This is a genomic window from Limnohabitans sp. DM1 (genome assembly GCF_001269385.1).
GTDB lineage: Bacteria > Pseudomonadota > Gammaproteobacteria > Burkholderiales > Burkholderiaceae_C > Limnohabitans_A.
This window is the reverse complement of the sequence record NZ_CXOO01000010.1, coordinates 317452-338965: the sequence shown is the minus strand read 5'-3', so window position 1 is coordinate 338965 and position 21514 is coordinate 317452. Positions and strand designations below refer to the sequence as shown.

Genomic DNA, 21514 nt, shown 5'->3' with positions numbered 1-21514 from the left:
ATTGACAGAACATTAGGACTGATCGACCATGCAAGGCATGAACGCAGCCTTGCCTTTGCCCAAATACCACCAGATCTACTTGGTGCTGCGCGAACAATTGCGTGAAGGGCGTTTTGATGCCGGGCTGCCTGGCGAGATTGCCTTGATGGGGCAGTTTGGTGTGGCCCGTGTCACGGTGCGGCGGGCCTTGTCGCAATTGGCCCAAGAGGGCCTGATCAGCCGGGAGCCTGGACGTGGCACACGACCTGTACACGCACGGGCCAACGAAGTGCAGATGCAGGCCTCCACCATGGCTACTGGCCATCAAGCGCGACTGACAGGTTTGCTGGAGAACCTGGTCACCATGGGTTTGCGAACCAAAGTCAAGGTGTTGTCGGTGGAGCGCATGCGTGCACCTGTGGATGTGGCAGCGGCGCTGCAACTGCAGGCAGGCGCTGCGGTGCAAAAAGCCGAGCGCGTGCGCAGCACGCCCGAAGGCCCCCTGTCGCACATCACCACCTGGGTGCCCGATGCGATTTCGGCTGGCTTTGGCAAGCGTGAGCTGGCGCAAAAACCCATTTTGGTGCTGCTCGAAGAGTCGGGCGTCAAGGTGGGCCGGGCTGAGCAAACCATCTCGGCCCGTCTGGCCGATGTGGGCATGGCCCAGCACCTGGATGTGTCCGTCGGATCGGCCTTGCTGGCGGTGCGGCGTTTGATTTATGACGAGGACGACCGTCCCGTCCAATGGCTGCATGGCTTGTACCGACCGGACCGGTACGAATACCAGATGCAGTTATCCCGCGTTGGCAGCATCGATGCCAAGGTGTGGGTAAGCCAAGAGCTGTCCGCCAACTTTCATTGACCTACCTTAAAGGATGTTCTCATGACCTCACGTCGCACTTTCATGGGCCAGTCCGCTGCTGCGGCCTCGGCGCTCGCGTTTCCATTGGTGGGCGGGGCTCAGCCCAAGCCCATCAAAGTCGGTGTTCTTCACCCCGTCACCGGTGCCTTGGCTTATTCGGGCCAGCAGTGCCGCATGGGCGCCTTGATGGCGATTGAAGACATCAACAAGGCTGGCGGCATCAAGTCGCTGGGCGGCGCCAAGATCGAAGCCATGCTGGGCGATGCGCAGTCCAGCCCCCAAGCGGGCACGGCCGAGATCGAGAAGATGAACGAAGCGGGTGTGAGCGCCGTGGTCGGTGCCTTTGCATCCGCCATTTGCCTGGCCACGACGCAAGCCGCAGCCAAATACAACCTGCCCCATGTGGTGGACGTTGGTGTGGCCGACCAGATCGTCGAGCGCGGCCTGAAAAACACCTTCCGCTTTGGCCCTGGCTACAAGAAGTGCGCCGAAGTGGCCGTGTCCAGCCTGCACGTTTTGAACACCGCTGCAGGCAAGCCCGCTCGCACCGTGATGATCGTGCACGAAGAGTCGCTGTTCGGCACAGGCACGGCCAACTTGCTGGCCAAAGAGCTGCCTGGCTACGGCTATGAGGTGAAAGAAATCATCAAGCACGCCAACCCCACGCGTGACTTCAACAACATTGCGCTGCGCATCAAGCAGGTCAACCCCGACATCCTGATCCCGGCCAACTACTACAACGAATACGCCCTGCTGGTGCGCACACTGCAGCAGCAAAAGATCACGCCCAAGGCCATTTACTCGGTGCTGGGCGGTGCGGCGTCGAGCTACAAGTTCGTCAAGGAATTCCCAGATGCGGCCAACGGCATCATCGACTGCAACCATTGGTTCAACCCCAAGGACAAGCGTTCGGCCGAGTTGCGCAAGCGCGTGGAGGCACAAGGCCAGTTCTTCAGCTACGAAGTGTTCATGACCTACACCGCCATGATGCTGCTGGCCGATGCGATCGAGCGCGCCAAGTCGCCTGACCGCGCCGCCATCATCGACGCGCTGGCGTCCAGCAAGTTCGCCAATCACATCATGCCCTACGGCGCGACCAATTTTGTCAACGGTCAAAACATGGGCGCACAGCCTTTGATGACCCAGGTGCAAAAGGGCGACATCAAGGTGATCGTGCCGCGCGACTACCGCGAGATTGAGCCGATTTTCCCGCTCAAGGGCTGAGCTGCGCTGACCTGAAAGACCCCGATGCTGGACTTCAACATCCTGTTTCCTTCGGTGCTCAACGGCATCACCACCGGTGCCGTGTACGCGCTGATCGCGCTGGGCCTCACGCTGATTTATGGCGTGCTGCACATCATCAATTTCGCGCATGGTGCGTCCTTGATGGTGGCGCTGTATGGCGTGTACATGCTGAAGCAACACTTCGGGGTCGATCCCTACATGGCCCTGCCCATCATGGTGCCCGCCATGTTTGTGCTGGGCTATGCGCTGCAGCGCGGGGTCATCAACCGCGCCAGCCACGGCAAGGATGAAAACATCCTGCTCGTCACGCTGGGCATCTCCATCGTGCTCGAAAATTTGGCGCTTTTGTTCTTCAAGTCCGACACCCGCACCATTGAAACGGCCTACACCTTGACCACGGTTGAGATCGGGCCCGCCTTCATCGCGCTGCCCAAGCTGGTGTCCTTTGCCGGGGCTTTGGTCGTGTCGGCTGTTTTGTTGCTCATCGTGCAAAAAACCGACTTGGGCCGCGCCATTCGCGCCGTCTCCAAAGAGAAACAAGGCGCACGTTTGATGGGCATCGATGTGGACCATGTGTACGCCATGTGTTTTGGTTTGGGCCTGGCCAGTCTGGGCGCAGCGGCCTGCTTTTTGATGCCGGCTTATTACGTGAACCCGCAAGTGGGTAACGGTTTTGTGCTGGTGGCCTTCACCATCGTGGTGCTGGGCGGCATGGGCAGTTTTGCCGGAGCCTTATTGGGCGGTTTGCTGATTGGTGTGGTGGAGTCGCTGGGCGGTTTGCTGCTGGGTGAGTCGCTGGGCCAGGTGGGTATTTTTGTGATTTTCATTGCGGTGCTGTTGCTGCGGCCGCAGGGCTTTTTTGGAGCGAAAGCATGAAAGACTTTCGCAACATCGCACTGTTTGTGGTGCTGGTGGGGGCGGTGCCCTTGTTCACCGATTCGGGCGTGATGCTCAACTTTGTCATGACCTCTTTGTACGCCTGCCTGCTCTCGCAAGCGTGGAACGTGCTGGGCGGTTTTGGTGGTCAGTTTTCTTTTGGCCATGCGCTGTTTTTTGGCACGGGCGCTTATGTGCAGGCCATCGCACAAATGCAGTGGGGCCTGAGCCCCTGGGTGGCATTGCCACTGGCCATGGTGTTTGCGGCGGGTGTGGGGGCCTTTGTGGGCGCGGCCTCGTTCCGTTATGGCCTCAAGGGCTCTTACTTTGCGCTGGTCACGCTGGCTTTTGCCGAGGTGTTCCGCATTTTGGCCACCTCGGTGCCCTTCACTGGGGCGGGCGTGGGCCTGATGCTGCCGCTCAAGGAGTCGGCGGCCAACATGCAGTTTGGCAGCCGTGCCGGTTTCATCTGGCTGATGCTGGGCCTGGTCACGCTGGCGCTGTGCATCACCGCTTGGCTGCGCCACTCGCGCTTTGGCGCCTACTTGCAGGCGGTGCGTGACAACGAAGACGCGGCCCGCGCCATTGGCGTGAACCCCTTCAGTGTCAAGCTGATCGCCACCGTGTTGTCGGGCGGCCTGATGGGCGCAGGCGGCGCGTTTTATGTGCAGGTGTTCCAGTACATTGACCCGGGCATTGCCTTTGGGGCGCACACCTCGGTCGAGGCCTTGGTGGGCGCGATCGTGGGCGGCATGGGCACGCTGTGGGGGCCGCTTTTGGGTGCGGTCAGCTTGCACATTTTGGCCGACCTGACACGCAATTTGTTCGGGCAGTTGCCCGGCATCAACATGGTCATTTATGGCGTGGTGCTGATCGTGATTGTGATGTTCTTGCCGCGCGGCATTGCGGGGCTGGGCACCATCACGCCGCTGCAGTGGTTGCGTGGCCAAAAGTCTGATGGAGACAAATCATGAGCACGCTGCTGCAGATCGAGGGCGTGGGCAAGTCCTTTGGCGGCTTGAAAGCCGTGCAAAACGTGAGCCTGTCGGTGACCGAAGGCCGTTTGAGCGCCTTGATTGGCCCCAACGGCGCGGGCAAGACGACCTTGTTCGCGCTCATGTCGGGCTTTTTGACACCGGATACGGGCCGTGTGGTGTTTGCAGGCCAGGACATCACTGGTCAGCCGCCGCACCTGAACGCCCGCATGGGCCTGACGCGCACCTTCCAGATCGTGCAGCCTTTTGCCGCGCAAACCGTGCGTGAAAACATCGCGGTGGGGGCGCACCTGCATTTACCGCGCCGCGCCCAAGCGCTGGAATTTGCCGAATCGGTGGCAAGCCAAGTGGGCCTGAGCCCGCAGCTGGACAAGCTGGCCAGCGACCTCACGGTGGCGGGGCGCAAGCGCCTGGAGCTGGCCCGCGCATTGGCCACGCGTCCGCGCTTGCTGCTGCTGGACGAGGTGCTGGCAGGCCTGAACCCGCAAGAAATTGCCGAGATGATCCCCGTGGTGCAAGGCATTGCCCAGAGCGGCGTGACGGTGCTGATGATCGAACACGTCATGCAAGCGGTGATGAGCCTGGCGCAAGAGGTGTGGGTGCTGGCGCAGGGACAGCTGATCGCGCAGGGCACGCCCGCCGAAGTGACGAACAACAAAGCCGTGGTCGAGGCTTATCTGGGCCACGGCACGGCCGAGCGCTTGCAAAAGAACGCAGCCCAAGCCAAAGCAGCGCAGGAGGTTCAGGCATGAGCGCTTTGTTGAATGTGAAGGGCCTCAAATCCGGCTACGGCGTGGTCGAGGTCTTGCGGGGTGTGGACCTGCAGGTCATGCCCGGCGAGCTGGTGGCGCTGCTCGGCAGCAACGGTGCGGGCAAGACCACGCTCAACCTCACGCTCAGCGGCCTGGTGGCCACGCGTGGGGGTCAAGTGGGGTTTGACGGACAGGACATCACGGGCCTGCATTCGCGCCAGGTGGTCCAGCATGGCTTGATCCAGGTGCCCGAAGGCCGCAAGGTCTTCCCCAACCTGAGCGTGCACGAGAACCTGGAGCTGGGCGCCTTCACCCGGGGGCGGGAGCGGAAGCAGCAAAACCTGGACAAGGTCTATGAGACTTTTCCGCGACTGAAAGAGCGCGTGGCGCAATTGGCGGGCACTTTGAGCGGTGGCGAGCAGCAGATGCTGGCCATTGGCCGGGGCCTGATGGCCGAGCCTCGCTTGCTGATTCTGGACGAGCCCTCGCTGGGTTTGTCACCTTTGTTGGTGGAAGAGTTGTTTGGCCTGATCTCGCAGCTACGCAGCAGCGGCTTGGCGATCTTGTTGGTGGAACAAAACGTGGGCCAGTCGCTCGACATCGCGGACCGCGCTTATGTGATGGAAAACGGCCAGATCCGTTTTTCTGGCACACCTGCCGAGTTGTTGGCCAGTGACACGCTCAGGCAAGCCTATTTGGGCATGTGAAACCTGTGAGGCAGAGCTGGCCCATGTGCAACGGGGGCCAAATGCGCAGGTCAGTGATTTGCACAGACCCGATTGAATTTTTGACACGGAGGACAGCCAGATGACACCCACAAACCTCTCGCACCGCGCCACGACCTCGCGCCGTGCCCTGATTGTGAGCGCAGCCTTGGCCAGTGCGGTCGCCAGCGGCTGGGCTCAGGCCCAAACGCAGCCGCCCATCAAAATTTTGGTGGGTGCGCCCGCAGGCGGCACCACCGACACCATGGCCCGCACGCTGGCCACGGTGCTGGGCACGCAACTGGGCCGCACGGTGGTGGTCGAAAACAAACCCGGCGCGGGCGGCAACCTGGCGGCGGATGCGGTGGCCAAGGCCGCGCCCGATGGCAACACGCTGCTGATGAGTTTTACCAGCCACGCCATCAACGCCTCGCTCTACCCCAGCCTGCCTTTTGATCCTGTCAAAGATTTCACGCCGCTGACCATGGTGTCGACTTCGCCGTCGATCCTGGTGGCCCACCCCAAAGTGCCAGCCAACAACGTCAAGGAGTTGGTCACGCTGGCCAAGACCAAGCCCGGACAACTTAACTTTGCGATTGGCGCACTGGGATCGTCCCTGCACATGGCCGGTGACGCCTTCAAGATGCAGTCGGGCGTGTACATCGTCAACATTCCCTACCGGGGCACGGCCCCTGCGGTGCAGGACGTGCTGGCCGGACAAGTCGATTTGATGTTTGCCGCCATTGGCAATGTGCAGGCGCACATCAAGGCGGGCAAGCTCAAGGCCCTGGGCGTGACCAGCGCCAAGCGCTTGCCCGCATTTCCCGACGTGCCCGCCATTGGCGAGAGCTTGGCCCGTTACGAGTCGAGCGCCTGGTTTGGTTTGTTTGGCCCGGGGCGCATGAGCCCTGAACTGAGCAAGCGCCTGGCCGATGCGGCCCGCGCTGCGGTGTTGTCGCCCGATGTCAAGCGCCGCATCGAAAGCGAAGGGGCCACGGCGGTGGGCAACAGTCCGGAAGAATTTGCCCGTTTTGTCGACAGCGAGATCGTGCGCTGGCGCAAGGTGGTGCAGTACGCAGGAGCGAAACCAGAATGAGCGCTGCTGTTTCGCAAACCCTGGCTCAAAAGCTGATCGCCCGTGCCGCTGGCCGCAGCCATGTGGCCGTGGGTGAGGTGGTCACCTGCAAGGTCGACCTGGCCATGTTCCACGACTCGTCCGGCCCGCGCCGCTTGAAGCCCATGCTCGACGAGCTGGGGGCCGAGATTTGGGACAAAAACAAAGTCGTGCTGGTGCTGGACCACTACGTGCCCGCACAAGACGCGGACGCGCAGCAGATTGTGCAGATCGCACGCGACACGGCCAAACAATGGAAGCTGCCGCATGTGATCGACAGCGAGGGCATTTGCCATGTGGTGCTGCCCGAGCGGGGGCACTTGAAGCCCGGCATGTTTTGCGTGGGCGGCGACTCGCATTCGCCCACGGGCGGTGCTTTTGGTTGCTACATGTTCGGCATTGGCGCGACCGAGATGCTGGGCGTGTGCGTGACGGGCCAGATTTGGGTGCAGGTGCCGCGCACCTTGCGCATGCACTGGTCGGGCCGCTTGCAGCGCGGTGTGTCGGCCAAAGACATGATGCTGCACATGGTCGGGCGCTTTGGCATGAACGGTGGGCAATACCAGGCGGTGGAGTTTGCCGGGCCTGCGGTGCAGGCGCTGTCCATGGCCGAGCGCATGACGCTGTCCAACATGAGCGCCGAGATGGGGGCGCAAGCCGGCTTGATCGCGGCTGATGAGACCACCTTGCAGTACCTGCGCGGCATTGGCGTGGCACCTGAGCATCTGGCCGGGGCCGAGCAATGGTTCACCGACGAAGACGCCGAGTACGAGCAACAAGACTTTGACGCCAACACCCTCAGCCCGCAGGTGGCCGCGCCGCACAGCCCGGCCAACACGCGCGATGTGGGCGCGTTTGCCGATGTGTTGCCGAACATTGCCTACATAGGCGCCTGCACCGGCGCCAAACTGGAAGACCTTCGGGCCGCCGCTTCGGTGCTCAAGGGCCAGCGCGTGGCTGCCGGTGTGCAGCTCATGGTGGCTCCTGCCAGCGCCCGCGAACAAGCGCAGGCCACACAAGAAGGTGTGATGCAAATCTTGCTGGACGCTGGGGCCACGGTGCTGCCCAACAGCTGCGGCGCGTGTGCGGGCTACGGCGCGACTTTCCCCGAAGGCTCCACCGTGATTTCGACCACCGCCCGCAATTTCAAAGGCCGCATGGGCCCCGCCAGCGTGAACGTGTATTTGGCCTCGCCCTACACCGTGGCTGCCTCGGCTTTGCGCGGGCGCATCAGCGATGCACGCGAGGTGCTGGCATGACGAAGCGTTCGTTTGACAACGCGCGGGTGTGGCGGCTCGGTGCCGATGTGGACACCGATGCCCTGGCGCCGGGCGCTTACATGAAACACGGCCTGGAAGTGATCGGCTGGCATTGCCTGGAAGCGGTGCGCACGGACTTCGCATCCGGTGTGCACGAGGGCGATGTGATTGTGGCCGGGGTCAACTTTGGCATCGGGTCATCGCGCGAACAGGCGGCCGGTGTGCTGCGGCACCTGGGCCTGGCGGCGGTCATTGCACCGTCTTACAGCGGTCTGTATTTCCGCAATGCCTTCAATCTGGGCCTGCTGCTCTTGACCTGCCCAGAAGCCGACCAAATCGAAGAGGGCGAGCGTGTGGGCGTGACGTTTGAGGGCGACACCCCGCTGGTGATTCGCGCGAACGGCCAGCGCCTGGCCTGCGCCCCGATTCCTGAATTTTTGATGGACATGGTCGATGCAGGGGGCTTGCTGCCTCTGCTCAAACAACGAAAGCCTGCATGAAACCGACTGAACGTGTAATCGAACCTGTGATGGATCCCGTCACCTTGGCCGTGCTGCGCGGCCGTTTGGAGCAAATCGCCGACGAGATGGACGCGACGCTGTACCGCAGCGCTTTCAACCCCATCATTGCCGAGGCGCACGATGCCTGCCACGGCTTGTACGACGCCCTCACCGGCGACACCCTGATCCAGGGCAAGTCGGGCTTGCCTGTGTTTGTGGGCGCCATGGCTTTTGCCGTGCGGGCGGCCATGCGTGTGGCGGCCGAGCGCGGCGGCATGCAACCGGGCGATGTGTGGCTGTTCAACGACCCGTACGAGGGCGGCACACACGCCAACGACTTCAAGCTGGTCAAGCCCTGCTTTCGCAATGGGCAGCTGTATTGCTTTTTGGCATCGGCCGCGCACTGGCACGACGTGGGCGGCGCAGTGCCCGGCAACTACAACCCGGCGGCGACCGAGTGCTGGCAAGAAGCGGTGCAGATTCCGCCGGTGCGCATCTTACGAGCTGGTGTGCTGGACGACGATGTGCTGGCCATTTTGCGCGCCAACACCCGCTTGCCCGACAGCCTGTGGGGCGACCTGAACGGCCAGCTGGCCGCGCTCGAATTGGGCGCACGCCGCCTGGATGGCCTGCTCGATGAATACGGCGACGCCAAAGTGGCGCAGGCGCTGGTGGAGCTGCGCACCCGCGCTGTGCGCCTGATGCGCTCACACATTGGCAGCCTGCCCGATGGCCGTTACAGCTTTGAAGACGTGCTGGACAACGACGGCGTGAAAGACGAGTTGCTGACCATCGCGCTCGACATGACGGTGGCTGGTGACCGGCTGACGCTGGACTTTTCTCGCACCTCGGCGCAATGCGCCGGGCCGGTGAACATCTCACGCGCCACGGCAGTCGCTGCTTGTTATGTGGCTTTGAAGCATGTGTTCCCCGATGTGCCCGCCAACGCGGGTGTGCTGGACGCGGTGGACTTTGTGATCCCCGACGGGCTGGTCATCAGTGCCTCGCGTCCGCGCCCTGTGGGCGGCTATACCGAAACCATTTTGCGCATGATTGACGTGATCTTCAGCGCCACGGCCCTGGCCGACCCGCAGCGGGCGGTGGCCCATGCCTACGGCACCATCAATGCCTTGTCGATTGCCGGGCACCGCACCGACGACAAACGCAAAGGCCAGCGCTGGGTGATGTTCAGCTTCTTTGGCGGCGGGCACGGTGGCCATTCCGATGGCGATGGTTTGTCGCACGGCAACGCACCGATCTCGACCGCCACCATCCCGCCCATGGAGATTCTGGAAGCGGCCTACCCGGTGCGCTTCACGCAATGGGCTTTGCGCCCCGGCTCGGGCGGCGATGGCCAGCACCGGGGCGGTCTGGGCGCGATTTACGAGATTGAATTGCTCGAAGACAGCGCCGAGGCCTTCATCTTTGGCGAGCGCGGCAAGTCGGCCCCCAAAGGCATCTACGGCGGCCAGCCTGCGCTGCCCAACGTGTTCGAGTACTGCCAAAACGGCGAGTGGAAGACGCCGCCCATGGTGTCCAAGATGCTCGGCATCCATCTGAAAAAAGGCGACCGCGTGCGCCTGCAAACCCCTGGCGGCGGCGGTTGGGGATCGCCCGCTGAGCGCTCGGCACAAGACCGTGCGAAAGACAGTGCACTCGGGTATACCAAGGAACAAGCATGAGCGAGGCAGCAGTGAATCAGCCGCATTGGGTGGTGGGTGTGGACGTGGGTGGGACCTTTACCGACCTGTTTGTGCTGGACGAAAAAACCGGCCAGGCCCGCATTGTCAAGGTGCCGTCGACCCGGGGTGAAGAAGCCCGGGGCTTCATGAACGGCATCGCCAAAGTGACCGGCAACACCGGGGCCGATGGCGCCAAAGACATTGCCACCATCGTGCACGGCACGACGGTGGGCACCAACGCCTTGTTGGAGCGCAAGATCGCCCGCACCGGCATCATCACCACACGCGGGTTCCGCGACGTGTTGGAGATGCGCCGCCGCGACCGCCCACAAACCTGGGGCCTGCGCGGCAGCTACACCCCGGTGGTGCCACGCGCCTGGCGTCTGGAAGTGGACGAGCGCGTGCTGGCCGATGGCCAGTTGCACACCCCCGTGAATCTGGACCAAGTGCGCGAACAGGCTCTCGCCCTGCTGGCCGAAGGCTGTGAGGCGGTGTGTGTGTTTTTTGTGCACGCCTATGCGAACCCCGGTAACGAACAAGCCGCCGTGGCCGCCGTGCGCGAGATCTGGCCCAACAGCTATGTGACAGCGGCCAGCGAAGTGCTGCCGGAGATCCGTGAGTTTGAGCGCTGCTCCACCGCCACCCTGAATGCTGCTTTGCAGCCCGTGGTGGGCAGCTATTTGCAGCGCCTCGATGGTGACTTGCGCGCCCAGGGCTTTGGCGGTGAACTCTTGATCGTGCAAAGCAATGGCGGCGTGATGTCGCGCCAGACCGCTTGTGATGTGCCGGTGCGAACCGCCTTGTCCGGGCCTGCGGCAGGCGTGATGGCCTGCGCCGAAATTGCCCGCGCTTCGGGCTTTGAAAACGTGATCACCGGCGACATCGGCGGCACCTCGTTTGACGTGTCTTTGGTGGCCGGTGGCGAAGCGGCATTGGCCGCGCAAACCTCGATCGAGTTTGGCTTGGTGGTGCGCTCGCCCATGATCCAGATCGAGACCATCGGTGCCGGTGGCGGCTCGATCGCTTCGGTCGATGCGGGCGGCATGCTGCAAGTGGGCCCCGAGTCGGCCGGCAGCATTCCCGGCCCGGCTTGTTATGGGCGCGGCAACACCCGACCCACGGTGACCGACGCCAATGTGCTTTTGGGCCGCATCGCGGCCGACCGGCCTTTGGGTGGCGGTTTGTTGCAAAAGCTCGATTCGGGCTTGTCTGAAACAGCGATTGCTCAGCATGTGGCCGAGCCTTTGGGCTTGACGGCGCTGGCGGCGGCCGAAGCGATTTTGACGGTGGCCAATGCCCGCATGGCGGGTGCGATCCGCGTGGTGTCCATTGAGCGCGGGCACGATCCGCGCCAGTTTGCCTACATGCCCTTTGGCGGTGGTGGCGGCTTGCATGTGTGCGCCATGATGCGTGAGGTGGGCGTGACCACCGGCATCGTGCCGCGTTACCCGGGCGTGACTTCGGCGCTGGGCTGCGTGATGGCCGACATGCGCCACGACGCGGTGCAGACCTTGAACGTGGCTTTGGCCGATGTGGCTTGGCCGGCTTTGCTGGAACGCGTGGATGGCTTGGCCGAAGCCTGCCAGGTGCGCTTGGATTCTGCCGGTGTGAATTTTGTGAGGGTGGACGAGGTCATCAGCTTTGACATGCTCTACATGGGCCAGACCCACACGCTGCAGGTGCCGGTGAAGCGCGAACAATTGAATGCGGCGGGTTTGCTGGCCGCGTTTGAAGCGGCTTACCAGCACGCCTTTGGCCGCGTGCTGCAAGGCCCGGTGATCCGGGTGATGAACCTGCGTTATGCGCGCATCGGGCGGCGGCCCAAGTTTGACCTGGCGGTGCTGGCGCCGCAAGGCGAAGGCCGCACCGACCCGGTGGGCGAGCAGCAGGTCTACCACCAGGGCCAGTGGTGGACTGCGCAGCGCTACGAGCGCCTGAGCCTGCCCGTGGGCACCGTGGTGCAAGGCCCGGCGATTTTGGAGCAGCCCGACACCACGGTGTGGTTGGAGCCGGGCTTTGAGGGCCGGGTGGACAAATTGGGCAACTTGTTGGTGGAGCGCACAGCATGAACTTGAAGAACGCGAAATTGGGCATGGTCATCGTGGACCTGCAAAACGACTTTCTGGCGCCAGACGGCGCTTATGCCCGCGGCAATACCTTGAGCGCCGAGGCGGTGAAGCTGCCCGAGCGCATGGCCCCGGTGGCGCGTGCCATCAAGGCCCACGGCGGTTTGGTGACAGCCAGCTTGTTTACCCTGTGGCCCGATGCGCAGGGCGAGCCCATGATCTCGGCGCACCTCAAAGAGCGCCGCCCGTTTTTGCGCAAGGGTGACTTTGCGCCGGGCAGTCGGGGCCAGGCCAATGTGGACCTGCTCGCGCCACTGGTCGATGTGTCGGTGTTCAAGGTCGCGTATTCGGCCTTCTTTAACACGCAACTTGACTGGGTGCTCAAAAAATCGGGCATCGACACCCTGGTGGTGTGCGGCATTGTCACCAACGGTGGCGTGGCCAGCACAGTGCGTGATGCGCATGTGCGTGACTACCACGCCATTGTGTTGTCCGACGGTTGCGCCGCCTTCAGCGAAGCCGCGCACCAGGCCGCGCTGGCCGACATGGGCTCGGTGGGTGATGTCATGGACAGCGCCACTTTTTTGAAGCAACTGGGCTGAAGCCATGAACGCGCCGCTGCCGCAAGTTCGCCTGGCTGCTGATTTGCAAGCCGAGGACCACACGCCGGTGGTGATCGTGGGTGCAGGCGCTTGTGGCCTCACGGCTGCGCTGGCCCTGCACCGCTTGGGTGTGGATTGTGTGGTGCTGGAGCGTGATGCCTTTGCAGCAGGCTCCACCGCTTTGTCCTCGGGCTTCATCCCGGCCCCCTGCACGCAAGCGCAACAAGCGCAAGGCATCAGTGACAGCGTGGCGCAGTTTGCTGCTGACATTCAGGCCAAGGCCCACGGCCAAGCCGCACCGCACCTGGTGCAGGCCTATGCCCAAAACATCGGCCCCGCCATGGACGCTCTGGCCACGCACCACGGCCTGCCCTGGCAGGTGCTGGACAACTTTTTGTATCCCGGCCACAGCGCCCACCGCATGCATGCCGTGCCCGAAAAAACCGGTGCCGGTCTGATGAGTCGCCTGCAAGCGGCTGCCGATGCCGCCGGCGTGGTGGTGCTCACCCAGGCGCAAGTCACCGAGCTGTGGGCCGACGACGCGCAGCGCATCCACGGTGTGGGTTTTGTGCGGCCCGACGGGCAGACCGAGCGCATCCGCTGCGATGCGGTGATCTTGGCTTGCAACGGTTTTGGTGGGGCTGCTGCCATGGTGAAAGAGATGCTGCCCGAGATGGCCGAGGCCACTTATGCGGGCCATGTGGGCAACGACGGCAGTGCGATCGCCTGGGGCCAACAACTGGGTGCGCGATTGGCCGACTTGGGCGCGTACCAAGGCCACGGCTCCTGGGCCGTGCCACAAGGCGCTTTGATTTCGTGGGCGCTGATGATGGAAGGCGGCGTGCAGATCAACGCCCAAGGCCAGCGTTTTCACGACGAAACCCAGGGCTACTCGGAGGCAGCGGTGCATGTGCTGGCTCAGCCCGGTGGTGTGGCCTGGAATGTGTTCGACGATGCGCTGCTGGCCTTTGCGCAAGACTTTCCGGATTTTGTGGCGGCGCAAGGCGCGGGCGCGGTGCAACACGCCGCCGATGTGGCCGCACTGGCTCAATTGATCGGTTGCCCACCCGAAGCCTTGCAAGCCACTTTGAACGCCGTGCAACCCGGCACCGACCAGTCCACAGGCCGTGACTTCAAACGCAAACTGCAAGCCCCGTTTCACGCCATCAAAGTCACGGGCGCTTTGTTCCACACCCAAGGCGGTTTGGACATCGACGCGCAAGCCCGCGTGTTGCGCGAAGACGGCACCCCTTTGCCCAATGTGCTGGCCGCAGGCGGCGCAGCGCGGGGCGTGTCGGGGCAGGCGGTGTGGGGCTATTTGTCGGGCAACGGTTTGCTCAGCGCCATTGCGGGCGGCCACATGGCAGCGCATACAGCACAACAACTTTTGAAGGACACGCCATGAGTCAGCACACCACTTTGGCCCAGCGCCTGCAACAAGGCCAGGCCTTGCTCGCCCCCGGTGTGTACGACGCACTCACCGCGTTGGTGGCCCAGCAAGCCGGCTTTGAAGCCGTGTACCTGTCGGGCGCATCGATCGCCTACACGCGCCTGGGACGCTCCGACATTGGCCTGACCACCGCCACCGAAGTGGCACAGACCTTGGCGCACATCACCGACCGGGTGAATATTCCGGTCATCGTGGACGCCGACACCGGCTTTGGCAATGCGCTCAACACCCAGCGCACCGTGCGTGATTTTGAACGCGCCGGGGCCGCGATGATCCAGATCGAGGATCAGACCTTCCCCAAACGCTGCGGCCACCTGGACGGCAAAGGTGTGGTGCCCGTGGCCGAGATGCAGGGCAAGCTGCGCGCCGCATTGGACGCCCGCCATGACAAAAACACCTTGATTTTGGCGCGCACCGACGCTGTGGCCGTGGAAGGCCTCGACGCCGCGCTGGAGCGGGCCGAGCGTTACCTTGAATGCGGGGTGGATGCGATCTTCATCGAGGCGCTCAGGTCCGATGAACAAATGAACCGCGCCTGCGCCCAGTTTGCCAAGCGTGTGCCACTGCTGGCCAACATGGTCGAGGGTGGCAAAACGCCAGTGCAAAGCGCGGCCGAGTTGGGTGAGCGGGGTTTCAAGATCGTGATCTTTCCGGGTGGCACGGCGCGGGCGGTGCTGCACACGCTGCAAGGCTATTACTCGAGCTTGCACACGCACCAGACCACGCGGCCCTGGCAAGACCAGATGCTGGATTTTGATGGCCTGAATGCGGTCATCGAAACCCCGCAGCTGCTGGCGCTGGGGCAGCGTTATGAAGGCCGCGAAAAGACATGACGCAGCCCTTTGTTCTGCGGGGTCTGCAAGTCGGTGACATCGGTTGGGTGGCCCATCGACAGGGCATTTTGTACGCGCAGGAATACGGCTGGGACGGCACTTTCGAGGCCTTGGTGGCCGAGATCGCCGCGCAGTTCGTCAAGAATCTGGATCCTGAAAAAGAAAATGCCTGGATTGCCGAGTGCGAAGGCCGGGTGGTGGGTTCGGTGTTTGTGGTCAAGGTCTCGGACACGGAAGCCAAGCTGCGTTTGCTCTATGTGGAGCCCGAGATGCGCGGCACGGGTCTGGGTCGACGCCTGACGCACGAATGCATCGCTTTTGCCAAAGCACGGGGCTACCAAAAACTGACTTTGTGGACCAACGACATCCTGCATGCGGCACGCCGCATCTACCAAACTGCCGGTTTTGTGTTGTTGTCTGAAGAAAAGCACCATTCGTTTGGACACGATCTGGTGGGGCAGTATTGGGCGCTGGACCTGAACATTTAACGACAGGAGACTTCGATGACATTCCCTTCATTTCGCCATGGTCGAACATGGTTGGCTGGTTTGATGGCTTTTGTGCTCATGGGCGCTGCGCAAGCCCAGACCGCAGCGCCTTACCCCACCCAGCCCATCAAAATCATCGTGCCCTTCACGCCGGGCACCGGCATGGACACGATCGCCCGTGCCGTGGCACCGCGCCTGAGTGAGCGCCTGGGTCAACCGGTGGTGGTGCAAAACCAAGCGGGTGCCAGCGGCAACATTGGCTCGGATGCGGTGGCCAAATCGATCCCTGATGGCCACACCCTGTTGATCACGGCCAACACCATGCTGATGGCCACGCAAATGAGCGCCAAGAGCAGCTACAACCCGGTCACCGACTTTGCACCCATTGGCATGACGGCCTACGGCACCTTGATGCTGGTGGCCCATCCCAAAACCGGTGTGAAGTCCGCCAGTGACTTGGTGCGCATGGCCAAGGCCCAGCCGGGCCGTTTGAATTTTGGTTCGCCCGGTGTGGGCACCCCCCATCACATGGCCATGGAGTTGTTCAAACTCGAGACCGATACCTTCATGCTGCATGTACCTTATCGAGGCACGGCGGGTTACACACAAGATTTGTTGGCGGGTGAAGTTCAGGCTGGATTTTTGCCAGTGCATGTGGCCGCCGGGTTTGTCAAAAGCGGTCGCTTGGTGGCGCTGGCGGTGGGCAGCCAAAAACGTCACCCTGTGGCAGCCGACGTACCGACCTTTGCCGAAGTCGGCATCCAGCGCATTGACGTGGACCTTTGGTACGCGTTTTATGCGCCCAGCAAAACACCGTCTGCGGTGGTGACCCGCTTGAACACCGAAATTTCGGCCATCATCCGCCAAAACGACGTCAAGGAACTGCTGGCCCGAGCGGGTATGGATGCCAGCACCTCCACCCCGGCCGAGTTGGGCGCCTTGGTGGCCAAAGACTACCCGCGCTGGGGCCATGTGATTCGTTCCAAACAAATTTCAGCCGATTGAAGGGCTTGGATTCAAGGGTGCATATGACACAAAGAACAGCAGACATCGCCATCGTGGGCGGTGGCATTGGTGGCTTGGCTTTGGCGCTGCACTTGCACCGCCGCGGTGTGGTGTGTGATGTGTTCGAGGCTGTCCCCCAAATCAACGAGATCGGGGTGGGTATCACCGTGTTGCCTCACGCCATGCGCGAGTTGGCCGCATTGGGTTTGGCCGAATCGGTAGAGGCCGCAGGCATTGAAAACTACGAAAGTGTGTTCTACAACCGCTATGGCCAGTTCATTTACAGCGAACTGCGAGGTCGCCATGCCGGTTATGCACTGCCTGAGGTGGGCATTCACCGGGGCAAGCTGCACAAGATTTTGTGGGATGCGGCGGTGCAACGCTTGGGTTCTGAGCGGGTGCACACGGGGCACCGTTTTGCCAGCCTGCATCAGGACGAAACGGGTGTGACGCTTTTGTTCACCGATGCGCAGGGTCAAACCTTGCCAGCGGTGCGCCGTGGCGTGGTGGTGGCTGCAGATGGCGTCAACTCGGCGGTGCGCCGGGTGTTCTACCCGAATGAGAAAGTGGCATTCAATGGCATCAACACCTGGCGCGGCGTCACGCGGCACAAGCCGATCCTGACGGGCAAAAGCTATATGCGGGTGGGCTCGATCGACACCGGCAAGATGGTGATTTACCCGATTGCTGACAACATCGACGGGCAAGGCACCCAGTTGATCAACTGGGTGGCCGAGATTGGCTTGCAAAACGAAAGCCCCAACGACTGGAACCGCCAGGGTCGACTCGAAGATGTCTTGCCCCTGTTCAAGGACTGGACGTTTGATTGGCTCAATGTGCCCGAGTTGATCGCCAAGGCCGATTCGATTTTGGAATACCCGATGGTGGACAAGGACCCCGTTCCGCAATGGACGTTTGGTCGCGTTACCTTGCTGGGCGATGCGGCCCACCCCATGTACCCGCGTGGCTCCAATGGTTCGGCGCAAGCGCTGGTGGATGCACGCACCTTGGCCGACGAATTGGCCCAGGTCACGCTCGGCGGTGATTGTGTGCAGGCCCTGCATCGTTACGAAGCCGTGCGCAGGCCAGTGACCACCCAGGTGGTCTTGACCAACCGCAGCACGCCGCCGGACTTCATCAACATCAAGGTGGACGAGTTGACACAAGGCAAACCGTTTCGCCACATTGACGACGTGATCAGTCAGGCCGAGTTGCGGCAAATTTCAGAGGACTACAAAAAAATCGCGGGCTTTTCGCTTCAGACGATGAAATAGAAGTCATGAACGCAAGCCCCTCGGGCGATGCGGTCCCAACGAAGGCCCACCCCTGTGGGCGATGGTTGACATCGCTGGCACCACGCCTGGGCTGAGCTTTGGGCTCAGGCCTTGTTCAGCCGCTCGTTTTGCGGAAATATGAACTTTTTGGCATCCGCGTCCATCTCCGTTTTGAAGGTGTATTTCGCTTTGAAGGCCTCGGCACGCTGGGCCGCTGGACGGGCGTTGACCAGGTCGAGCAGGCGTTTGATGTGGGGGTATTGCGTCCAGGTGGCGTCCCCGGTGCCCAGCACATAAGGCAGCATGCGGGCCCAGCCCCAAAGGGCCATGTCGACGACGCTGTAGTGCTCGCCCAGCATGTAGGTGTTGTGCGACAAATGCTTTTCCAGCACGTTCCAGTGGCGGTGCGCTTCAAAGTCGTAGCGGTTCAAGGCATAGTCTTTGGGCTCGGGTGCAGCATGGCGAAAGTGCACCGACTGACCAGAAAACGGTCCGATGCCGCTGGCGATGAAGAGCAGCCAGGACAGGGCCGCGCCGCGCTCCTGGGCCTGTGCGATGCCGGGCATGAATTGTTGCTCGCGGTCGGCCAGGTATAACAAGATGGCGTTGCTGTCGAACACAGTCACGTCGCCATCGGTGATGGCGGGCACTTTGGCGTTGGGATTGATGGCCAAAAAGTCAGGCGCAAATTGTTCGCCCTTGCGCGTGTCCACGGGCACGGCTTCAAAAGGCAGGCCCAGCTCTTCGAGCAGCAGGGCGATCTTCATGGGGTTGGGGGCTGCGTTGAAGAAGAATTTCAGCATGAGAGGACTCCATCAAAAAGAGCGTGAAGGTCAAGGTTTTCAGGCCTAGGGCCAAGCCAACTGCGAGTGTCACTCAGGCCAGGCTCAGAACGGGGGAGGGGCCAGTCTTGTGGGTGACTCAGTGGTCTGTGTTTTGTCGCTTCGGTCCCTCATGCCTTTGGGCTGACCGGGACCGGAAATTGTGCTTATTGCCAGTAAATGCGTTCGCCATAAGGGTTAACGATGTATGCATCGTTGATCGATGCGGGATGTTTTCAAACCATCTCCACAAAGGTGGATCAGCCCCATGACATCAGATCGAAAAATGCATGCTGACTTGTCCCAGATTTCCAAAATCGGCCCAAGCACTGTCACCGGGCTGCAACTCCAGCGGGACCATGCAGGTGCCTGTGGTCACCACATGCCCCTTGTGCAAGGTGATGCCCAGACTCGACAGCTGGTTTGCCAGCCAAGTCAAGGCGGTGCGCGGGTCACCCAAGACCCAAGCGCCTGATCCTGTGCGGCTGTATCGAATATGTTCACCTTGCAGAACTCGGGCTTGCACTTCATGCTGGCTCAAGTCGCTGTTTTGCCACCCCTCGGGTGCGGGTGAGCCGAGGACGAAATGGCATGCGCAGGCATTGTCTGCCAGCAATTGGGCTTCTCCCGCCTGGGTAAAAGGATCAAGCCGCGAGTCCGGCACTTCGATGGCTGGGTGCAGCGAGGCCACGGCGGCCATCACTTGCTCCCAACTGTAAGGGGTCGTTTGCGGTGCCAGGTCTTGCCCCATGGTGAAGGCAAATTCAGGCTCGGCTACCCGCATGCGGTTGCCCTTGGATGGCACGTTGTCCCCGCTTTCAAACACTTGGCCCGACAACAAGCGCCCAGCCAGAGGACTGCTCACGTTGATGTGGGCTTGGCCATTGCTGCTGGTGGCTGCAATCTTCCAGCCCACCACAGCACGGCCAGACACCATGGGCAACTGGGCTTGCGCCTGGTAGCCTTGTATCGCGGTCAAGGGTTTGCAGGTTTCAGGCAGGGCTTGGCGTGTCTGGCCCGATCGCCACAGTTCCCAAATCACTTGGGCAGCCTGTGTTGCGAAGGTCTCATCCTTTGATTTTTTTGAGGTCATCTGGGTTTTCTTGCGCCAAGGAGGGCTTTTTTCGTCAAATTTATGTGTAGAATAATGGGCTTGATGACACGCGTCATCCACTTCATGACAGTTTGCCATGAAGTTGGTTTAAAGGTGATATAGCTCAGTTGGTTAGAGCGCAGCATTCATAATGCTGATGTCGGTGGTTCAAATCCACCTATCACCACCAGAACACGATCCAAGGCCGTTCACTGACATCCAGTGAACGGCCTTTTTCATTGGGAAATCGCTGTTCTATCTACTACCCGAGTTCGACAGTTAACGACGTAATTTATTGATTTGTATAGGGGTGCGTTGCAAACGCTCCGCTACAACAGGCGCATTTTGGGGTTGCGTTTGGGTTTTTGATGTTCAGTGTGACCAAGATGGCTTTGTGCTCTTGAGTGATGGTCGACAGGCACGTGCCGGGCTGTGTTTTGTTCAAACTGATCTTCTGATGCTGAATGCGCCGCAATTTGTCCAGCACCTTCTGGGGTTGGGCAACAGCTTGGTTTGTCCCTCAATCAGTTTGGCGCGCACTATTCGGTAAATAATCGGGAGTGTCATAAAACAAATCGCTGCATGCGCCGGGATCCTCTTAGGCAAGTTGTGAAACAACGGGCCGATCTCGATCTCAAACTAAAGCAACCGAAACCCTTGCTCAATGTTGGTCAGAGATTTGTAGCGCTCCAGCACCTCGGTAGGCAGCAGCAGTAGCTTGCCATCCATCAAGCGCGCATGCGCCAAGACTTTGTTGTTGATCGTGTTGCTGAACCATTTGATTTTGAGGTCCTCGCGCACGACGCGCAGAGAAGGGCTTCGCAAGCCTCGAGATAAAACTTGGTGCATCTGATCGATGCAGGGGTTACGCTTCAGCTGGGAGGCCCGCGAGTAGCCGAGTAAGCGCCGCAGCCGGTATCTCGCGGCAGCCAGACGCGTTTTGTCCAGCCCATAGTGGTGAGAAACCGTTTATTCCGCGAGCTTCAGCCGCTTGCCGCAGAGGTGCGATGGCAGAGGTCGCCAGGGGAAACGCAGGCGCGGCCGCACTGATAGGGCCCAGTTCCCGCATGATCCGATTCATGATTCCCCGGGCGGGTCGTCCGGTAAACAGATTCGTCAGCGCCGTCAGGTCGGATTCTTTGCTCTTTATGGCCGCGCGGTGCAGGGTGGAGGTGGTCGCCTCTGGACAGAGCATGTATGCAGTACCGACCTGAAACCCACTGCGCCCAGCGCCAATGCTGCTGCCACGCCGTTTGCATCGGCAATTCCGCCTGCAGCGATGACAGGCACTTTGACGGCCTTCACAATCTGCGGCAGCAATGCGAAAGTCCCGATTTGCGTTTGGAGGTCGTCGGATAAGAACATCCCTCGATGTCCACCGGCTTCAAGCCCTTGCGCAATGATCGCATCGACTCCTTGTGCCTCAAGCCAACGTGCTTCGCTCACAGTGGTCGCTGAAGACAGGATCTTGCTTCCCCAACTGCGGACCCGAGCGAGCAGTTCGGCCGAAGGCAGCCCGAAGTGAAAGCTGACGACTTCCGGTCTGAACTCGGCCAATACGTCGGCGGCGTCCTCGTTGAATGGATGTCTGCCAGGGCCCGAAGTCACAGTTGTTGGATCAATCCCGAATTCTTCGAAGTATGGTAACAGTGCGGCCTTCCAGACTTGCTCCCGAACAGCGCTGGGCTCGGGCGGTGAGTGACAGAAAAAATTGACGTTGAAGGGCCGCGTTGTGCGCATGCGGATGACAGCCAGTTCCTTGCGCATTGCATCCGGGCTCAGCATGGCGCATGGTAGCGAGCCGAGCCCACCCGCGTTGCAAACGGCTATCGCCAGTTCACTGCCCTGCACGCCAGCCATTGGCGCTTGAATGATGGGCAGTTCCACTGCAAGGAGTGTTTGCATTCTCATGTG

General features: G+C 61.4%; 20 protein-coding genes, 1 tRNA gene and 1 pseudogene. 18 read left to right on the top strand and 4 right to left on the bottom strand.

What is annotated here, in order from left to right; all coding sequences use genetic code 11:
• Positions 1–37 precede the first annotated feature (37 nt).
• From AMM33_RS02820 to AMM33_RS02740, 17 genes are all read left to right on the top strand, one after another.
• Positions 38–841 (top strand): GntR family transcriptional regulator, encoded by an 804-nt coding sequence (locus AMM33_RS02820; RefSeq protein WP_194945202.1) that lies wholly within the window; start codon positions 38–40, stop codon positions 839–841.
• A gap of 21 nt (positions 842–862) precedes the next feature.
• Positions 863–2065, top strand: a complete 1203-nt coding sequence (locus AMM33_RS02815) for an ABC transporter substrate-binding protein (protein WP_090138563.1) — start codon at positions 863–865, stop codon at positions 2063–2065.
• Between the two features lie 24 nt (positions 2066–2089).
• Positions 2090–2962: a branched-chain amino acid ABC transporter permease gene (locus AMM33_RS02810; protein WP_053170744.1), complete on the top strand. Its 873-nt coding sequence runs from the start codon at positions 2090–2092 to the stop codon at positions 2960–2962.
• Complete coding sequence (locus AMM33_RS02805) at positions 2959–3936, top strand: branched-chain amino acid ABC transporter permease (RefSeq protein WP_090138561.1); 978 nt, start codon at positions 2959–2961, stop codon at positions 3934–3936. Before AMM33_RS02810 ends, AMM33_RS02805 begins: the two co-directional genes overlap by 4 nt.
• On the top strand, positions 3933–4709 hold the full coding sequence (locus AMM33_RS02800) for an ABC transporter ATP-binding protein (protein ID WP_369802390.1): 777 nt from the start codon (positions 3933–3935) through the stop codon (positions 4707–4709). Before AMM33_RS02805 ends, AMM33_RS02800 begins: the two co-directional genes overlap by 4 nt.
• A complete protein-coding gene (locus AMM33_RS02795) occupies positions 4706–5416 on the top strand; it encodes an ABC transporter ATP-binding protein (protein WP_090138557.1) in 711 nt (236 codons plus the stop codon). Before AMM33_RS02800 ends, AMM33_RS02795 begins: the two co-directional genes overlap by 4 nt.
• 100 nt (positions 5417–5516) lie before the next feature.
• Positions 5517–6509, top strand: a complete 993-nt coding sequence (locus tag AMM33_RS02790; protein WP_090138556.1) for a tripartite tricarboxylate transporter substrate binding protein — start codon at positions 5517–5519, stop codon at positions 6507–6509.
• Complete coding sequence (locus AMM33_RS02785) at positions 6506–7786, top strand: 3-isopropylmalate dehydratase large subunit (protein ID WP_090138554.1); 1281 nt, start codon at positions 6506–6508, stop codon at positions 7784–7786. Before AMM33_RS02790 ends, AMM33_RS02785 begins: the two co-directional genes overlap by 4 nt.
• Positions 7783–8286, top strand: coding sequence for a LeuD/DmdB family oxidoreductase small subunit (locus AMM33_RS02780; protein ID WP_090138553.1), 504 nt, complete (start codon positions 7783–7785; stop codon positions 8284–8286). The genes AMM33_RS02785 and AMM33_RS02780 overlap by 4 nt, the downstream gene beginning before the upstream one ends.
• A 29-nt stretch (positions 8287–8315) precedes the next feature.
• Positions 8316–9968: a hydantoinase B/oxoprolinase family protein gene (locus tag AMM33_RS02775; RefSeq protein ID WP_194945190.1), complete on the top strand. Its 1653-nt coding sequence runs from the start codon at positions 8316–8318 to the stop codon at positions 9966–9968.
• On the top strand, positions 9965–12037 hold the full coding sequence (locus tag AMM33_RS02770; RefSeq protein ID WP_090138551.1) for a hydantoinase/oxoprolinase family protein: 2073 nt from the start codon (positions 9965–9967) through the stop codon (positions 12035–12037). Before AMM33_RS02775 ends, AMM33_RS02770 begins: the two co-directional genes overlap by 4 nt.
• Complete coding sequence (locus tag AMM33_RS02765; RefSeq protein ID WP_090138516.1) at positions 12034–12636, top strand: cysteine hydrolase family protein; 603 nt, start codon at positions 12034–12036, stop codon at positions 12634–12636. The genes AMM33_RS02770 and AMM33_RS02765 overlap by 4 nt, the downstream gene beginning before the upstream one ends.
• A gap of 4 nt (positions 12637–12640) precedes the next feature.
• Complete coding sequence (locus tag AMM33_RS02760; RefSeq protein ID WP_090138515.1) at positions 12641–14041, top strand: FAD-dependent oxidoreductase; 1401 nt, start codon at positions 12641–12643, stop codon at positions 14039–14041.
• On the top strand, positions 14038–14919 hold the full coding sequence (locus AMM33_RS02755; RefSeq protein WP_090138513.1) for an isocitrate lyase/PEP mutase family protein: 882 nt from the start codon (positions 14038–14040) through the stop codon (positions 14917–14919). Before AMM33_RS02760 ends, AMM33_RS02755 begins: the two co-directional genes overlap by 4 nt.
• Complete coding sequence (locus AMM33_RS02750; protein WP_090138511.1) at positions 14916–15407, top strand: GNAT family N-acetyltransferase; 492 nt, start codon at positions 14916–14918, stop codon at positions 15405–15407. Before AMM33_RS02755 ends, AMM33_RS02750 begins: the two co-directional genes overlap by 4 nt.
• A 15-nt stretch (positions 15408–15422) precedes the next feature.
• On the top strand, positions 15423–16412 hold the full coding sequence (locus tag AMM33_RS02745) for a Bug family tripartite tricarboxylate transporter substrate binding protein (RefSeq protein WP_090138509.1): 990 nt from the start codon (positions 15423–15425) through the stop codon (positions 16410–16412).
• 23 nt (positions 16413–16435) lie between these two features.
• Positions 16436–17686 carry a flavin-dependent oxidoreductase gene (locus tag AMM33_RS02740; RefSeq protein WP_090138508.1) on the top strand — a complete coding sequence of 417 codons (1251 nt, stop codon included), beginning with the start codon at positions 16436–16438 and terminating at the stop codon, positions 17684–17686.
• 104 nt (positions 17687–17790) lie between these two features.
• On the opposite strand, the gene AMM33_RS02735 is transcribed toward AMM33_RS02740, so the two are convergent.
• Positions 17791–18489, bottom strand: a complete 699-nt coding sequence (locus AMM33_RS02735; protein WP_090138506.1) for a glutathione S-transferase family protein — start codon at positions 18487–18489, stop codon at positions 17791–17793.
• Between the two features lie 292 nt (positions 18490–18781).
• Positions 18782–19486, bottom strand: coding sequence for a 2-keto-4-pentenoate hydratase (locus tag AMM33_RS02730; RefSeq protein ID WP_228767909.1), 705 nt, complete (start codon positions 19484–19486; stop codon positions 18782–18784).
• Between the two features lie 227 nt (positions 19487–19713).
• On the opposite strand from AMM33_RS02730, the gene AMM33_RS02725 reads away from it, so the two are divergent.
• Positions 19714–19790: transfer RNA gene (locus AMM33_RS02725), tRNA-Met, on the top strand.
• 449 nt (positions 19791–20239) lie between these two features.
• Here the strand turns inward: AMM33_RS02725 and AMM33_RS21720 are convergent.
• Both AMM33_RS21720 and AMM33_RS02720 read right to left on the bottom strand, forming a co-directional pair.
• Positions 20240–20425 (bottom strand): hypothetical protein, encoded by a 186-nt coding sequence (locus AMM33_RS21720; RefSeq protein ID WP_194945189.1) that lies wholly within the window; start codon positions 20423–20425, stop codon positions 20240–20242.
• Between the two features lie 40 nt (positions 20426–20465).
• A pseudogene (locus AMM33_RS02720) lies at positions 20466–21511 on the bottom strand (NAD(P)H-dependent flavin oxidoreductase).
• Positions 21512–21514 lie beyond the last annotated feature (3 nt).

Bases quoted from the DNA above. Each gene is read 5' to 3' on its own strand.
- AMM33_RS02820 (WP_194945202.1), top strand. From the start codon at position 38: ATGAACGCAGCCTTGCCTTTGCCCAAATACCACCAGATCTACTTGGTG.
- AMM33_RS02815 (WP_090138563.1), top strand. From the start codon at position 863: ATGACCTCACGTCGCACTTTCATGGGCCAGTCCGCTGCTGCGGCCTCG.
- AMM33_RS02810 (WP_053170744.1), top strand. From the start codon at position 2,090: ATGCTGGACTTCAACATCCTGTTTCCTTCGGTGCTCAACGGCATCACC.
- AMM33_RS02805 (WP_090138561.1), top strand. From the start codon at position 2,959: ATGAAAGACTTTCGCAACATCGCACTGTTTGTGGTGCTGGTGGGGGCG.
- AMM33_RS02800 (WP_369802390.1), top strand. From the start codon at position 3,933: ATGAGCACGCTGCTGCAGATCGAGGGCGTGGGCAAGTCCTTTGGCGGC.
- AMM33_RS02795 (WP_090138557.1), top strand. From the start codon at position 4,706: ATGAGCGCTTTGTTGAATGTGAAGGGCCTCAAATCCGGCTACGGCGTG.
- AMM33_RS02790 (WP_090138556.1), top strand. From the start codon at position 5,517: ATGACACCCACAAACCTCTCGCACCGCGCCACGACCTCGCGCCGTGCC.
- AMM33_RS02785 (WP_090138554.1), top strand. From the start codon at position 6,506: ATGAGCGCTGCTGTTTCGCAAACCCTGGCTCAAAAGCTGATCGCCCGT.
- AMM33_RS02780 (WP_090138553.1), top strand. From the start codon at position 7,783: ATGACGAAGCGTTCGTTTGACAACGCGCGGGTGTGGCGGCTCGGTGCC.
- AMM33_RS02775 (WP_194945190.1), top strand. From the start codon at position 8,316: ATGGATCCCGTCACCTTGGCCGTGCTGCGCGGCCGTTTGGAGCAAATC.
- AMM33_RS02770 (WP_090138551.1), top strand. From the start codon at position 9,965: ATGAGCGAGGCAGCAGTGAATCAGCCGCATTGGGTGGTGGGTGTGGAC.
- AMM33_RS02765 (WP_090138516.1), top strand. From the start codon at position 12,034: ATGAACTTGAAGAACGCGAAATTGGGCATGGTCATCGTGGACCTGCAA.
- AMM33_RS02760 (WP_090138515.1), top strand. From the start codon at position 12,641: ATGAACGCGCCGCTGCCGCAAGTTCGCCTGGCTGCTGATTTGCAAGCC.
- AMM33_RS02755 (WP_090138513.1), top strand. From the start codon at position 14,038: ATGAGTCAGCACACCACTTTGGCCCAGCGCCTGCAACAAGGCCAGGCC.
- AMM33_RS02750 (WP_090138511.1), top strand. From the start codon at position 14,916: ATGACGCAGCCCTTTGTTCTGCGGGGTCTGCAAGTCGGTGACATCGGT.
- AMM33_RS02745 (WP_090138509.1), top strand. From the start codon at position 15,423: ATGACATTCCCTTCATTTCGCCATGGTCGAACATGGTTGGCTGGTTTG.
- AMM33_RS02740 (WP_090138508.1), top strand. From the start codon at position 16,436: ATGACACAAAGAACAGCAGACATCGCCATCGTGGGCGGTGGCATTGGT.
- AMM33_RS02735 (WP_090138506.1), bottom strand. From the start codon at position 18,489: ATGCTGAAATTCTTCTTCAACGCAGCCCCCAACCCCATGAAGATCGCC.